Origin of the sequence: Nocardioides sp., from assembly GCF_031422975.1 — a bacterium.
GTDB lineage: Bacteria > Actinomycetota > Actinomycetes > Propionibacteriales > Nocardioidaceae > Nocardioides.
In genome coordinates this window covers 1-3233 of sequence record NZ_JANPEO010000158.1, presented here as the reverse complement: position 1 = coordinate 3233, position 3233 = coordinate 1, and the positions used below count along the sequence as shown (strand labels likewise).

Genomic DNA, 3233 nt, shown 5'->3' with positions numbered 1-3233 from the left:
CCAGGGTCAAGGTCAAGCCGGCCAGGCCCGAGGCCGGCGAGAAGGTCACGTTCAAGGTCCGGGTCACGGCTGACGTCGCCGTCACCGGCAAGGTCGTGATCAAGGTCGACGGCAAGAAGCGCACCGTCGAGCTCCGGGACGGCAAGGCTGCGCTGAAGATCCGGAAGGGTCTCAGGGCCGGCAAGCACACGGTCACGGTCAAGTACCTCGGTTCCGACACCGTGAAGCGAAGCAGGGACACACAGAAGTTCAGGGTCCTGCGCTGATCTCAGCCAGCTGAGACGCTCGACGAAGACCGCGGTCCTCGCCCACCCACGAACTGTGGGAGTGGCGGGGACCGCGGCACTTCGCTTGAGGACCACCGCCTCGGCGTACGTCATGGCGGGTGGTTGCTGGGACGACCACCGCCCATGACGCAGGCGCGCAGGCTGACGCAGAAGCAGACGCTGTCCGGCCCGCCACCTCCGAGGAGGCGGCGGGCCGGACTGGATGTGCGTGGAGTCGGTGGTCAGCCTGCGACGACGTTGAGGGCCACCGTGGCGGACACCTCGTCGTGCAGCTTGACCGACACCTCGTGGGCGCCGAGCGACTTGATCGGGTTGGCCACCACGATGGTGCGGCGGTCGACCTTCTCGCCGGAGACCTCGCCGATGGCGTCGGCGATCTCGGCGGTGGTGACGGCGCCGAACAGGCGACCACCCACACCGGAACGGACCTTGACGTTGACCGGACCCTGCTCGAGCTTGTTCTTGATCTCGACCGCGTGGTCCGAGTCGCGAGCGGCCCGCGAGAGGCGAGCAGCCTTGATCGACTCGATGGTCTTCTCGCCACCACGGGTCCAGCGAAGGCCGAGGCCCCGCGGGATGAGGTAGTTGCGGCCGTAGCCGTCCTTGACCTCGACCACGTCGCCGGGGGCGCCGAGGCCGTCAACTTCCTGCGTCAGGATGAGCTTCATTTCTCGTGCTCCTCTCAGCGACCGGTGGACGTGTAGGGCAGCAGTGCGACCTCGCGGGCGTTCTTGACCGCGATCGCCACGTCCCGCTGGTGCTGGACGCAGTTGCCGGTCACGCGACGCGCGCGGATCTTGCCTCGGTCGGAGATGAACTTGCGGAGGAGCGTGGCGTCCTTGTAGTCGACGCCGGTCGCCTTCTCCTTGCAGAACTGGCAAACCTTCTTCTTCGGCTTGCGAATAACTGCCTTGGCCATTGTGGTGCTCCCTTTCTAGAAGCCCGGCCCTGCCATCGACAGGGGCGGAATGGTTGAGGTGTCTTCGGATGGGTGTTGATCAGAAGGGAGGCTCGGCGGAGCCGCCGACGCCGGGGGCACCCCACGGGTCGTTGGCGGGAGCAGGAGCGCTGCCGCCGTAGGACCCGCCCTGGTTGCCGCCCTGGGCCGGCTGGCCGCCACCCTGCGCAGCGCCGTAACCGGCACCCTGCGCGGGAGCGGGCGTGGCCCACGGGTCGTCGGCCGGAGCCGACCCACCAGCAGAGCCGCCCTGGCTGCCGAAGCCGCCGCCGCCGCTGGAGCGGTTGGCGCGCGTGACCTTGGCGGTGGCGTACTTCAACGACGGACCGACTTCTTCGACCTCGATCTCGAAGACGGTGCGCTTCTCGCCCTCGCGAGTCTCGTACTGACGAGACTTCAGCCGGCCCTGCACCACGACACGCATGCCGCGCTGGAGGGACTCGGCAACGTTCTCCGCAGCCTGGCGCCACACCGAGCAGGACAAGAACAGCGCATCGCCGTCCTTCCACTCGTTGCTCTGCTTGTCGAACGTGCGGGGGGTCGACGCGATCCGGAAGTTGGCCACGGCCGCACCCGAGGGGGTGAAGCGCAGCTCCGGGTCGTCGACGAGGTTGCCGACGACGGTGATGATCGTCTCGCCTGCCATGTCAGGTCTCCCTAAGTCAGCTGATCAGTGTTGTTGGTGGCCACCATGGCGGCGCCCACCGACATTGGTCCTTGAGTGTGCCCCTGGGGGCACGCCTCACTTGGCGTCGGGACGCAGGACCTTCGTACGCAGGATGGACTCGTTGAGCGTGAGCTGGCGGTCGAACTCCTTGACCGTGGCCGGCTCGGCGGTCAGCGAGATGACGGCGTAGATGCCCTCGGCGTTCTTCTTGACCTCATAGGCCAGACGACGACGACCCCACACGTCGACCTTGTCGACAGTGCCGCCGTCCTTGCGGATGACGTTGAGGTACTTGTCGAGGGACGGTTCGATGGTGCGCTCCTCAAGACTGGGGTCGAGGATCACCATCACTTCGTAGGCACGCGTCATGCGTGTCTACCTCCTTCGGACTCAAGGCGGCCACGGACGTTCCGTGGCAGGAGGATGTGCCCCCACTGGACGGGGGCGACAGGCAAGGTTAACAGCGCGCCGCGCCCTGCGGACAATCTGCACGTCACCTCACGCCGGCACCACGGGGCAACCCCATCCTGTGGATGACCGACCGCACGGACACCGGCACGCGATTACGGTCGTGGGCATGCGTACGGCGCCCCTCCACCACACCGTGATCGCCGGCCGCTACCGGATGCTCGACCAGATCGGCGTGGGCGGCATGGGCTCGGTCTGGCGGGCCCGCGACGAGCGCACCGGCGCGATCGTGGCGGTCAAGGTGCTCGGCCACCACAACGCGGCCCTGCTCATCCGCTTCGTCCGCGAGCAGGCCGTGCGCGTGCGCCATCCGCACGTCGTGGCGCCCATCAGCTGGGCCGCCGACGACCACCTCGTCGTCCTGGCGATGGACCTCGTGCCCGGCGGCTGCGTGCAAGACCTGCTCGACGAGCACGGCCCCCTCCCGGTGGGGTACGCCGCACTGCTCCTCGAGCAGCTCCTCCTGGCGCTCGCCGCGGTGCACGCCGCCGGACTGGTGCACCGCGACGTGAAGCCGGCCAACCTGCTGCTCCAGCCGACCGACGGTCCACGACCGCACCTGCGACTCGGCGACTTCGGCGTCGCGGCCCCGATCGCGGACGCCCGCTACACCACCGTCCCCGGGGCGATCGGCACCGAGGGCTACATGGCGCCCGAGCAGGCGCGCGGCGCCCTGCCCGACCCGAGCCAGGACCTCTACTCCGTGGGTCGGGTCGGGCTCCAGCTCGTCACCGGGCTGCCACCGGAGCGGCAGGGCGCGATCGGCTCCGGCCCCCTGCGACCCCTGCTGGAGCGGCTCCTGGTGGTCGACCCGGAGCAGCGGCTCGCCTCGGCCGAGGCAGCACTGCGGCTC

General features: G+C 68.9%; 6 protein-coding genes. 2 read left to right on the top strand and 4 right to left on the bottom strand.

Features of this window, described 5'->3' with window-relative positions; all coding sequences use genetic code 11:
* Positions 1–266: Ig-like domain-containing protein (locus RMO85_RS04990; RefSeq protein WP_310526854.1), on the top strand; the 266-nt coding region annotated here is incomplete at its 5' end.
* Between the two features lie 242 nt (positions 267–508).
* Here RMO85_RS04990 and rplI read toward each other — a convergent pair.
* The 4 genes from rplI to rpsF form a co-directional block, all read right to left on the bottom strand.
* Positions 509–955, bottom strand: coding sequence for a 50S ribosomal protein L9 (rplI, locus tag RMO85_RS04985; protein ID WP_310526853.1), 447 nt, complete (start codon positions 953–955; stop codon positions 509–511).
* A 14-nt stretch (positions 956–969) separates the two neighbouring features.
* A complete protein-coding gene (rpsR, locus tag RMO85_RS04980; protein WP_008355445.1) occupies positions 970–1206 on the bottom strand; it encodes a 30S ribosomal protein S18 in 237 nt (78 codons plus the stop codon).
* A 79-nt stretch (positions 1207–1285) separates the two neighbouring features.
* A complete protein-coding gene (locus tag RMO85_RS04975; RefSeq protein ID WP_310526852.1) occupies positions 1286–1891 on the bottom strand; it encodes a single-stranded DNA-binding protein in 606 nt (201 codons plus the stop codon).
* Between the two features lie 96 nt (positions 1892–1987).
* Positions 1988–2281 (bottom strand): 30S ribosomal protein S6, encoded by a 294-nt coding sequence (rpsF, locus tag RMO85_RS04970; protein WP_310526850.1) that lies wholly within the window; start codon positions 2279–2281, stop codon positions 1988–1990.
* 208 nt (positions 2282–2489) lie between these two features.
* Between rpsF and RMO85_RS04965 the strand changes: the two genes are divergently transcribed.
* Positions 2490–3233: serine/threonine-protein kinase (locus tag RMO85_RS04965; RefSeq protein WP_310526848.1), on the top strand; the 744-nt coding region annotated here is incomplete at its 3' end.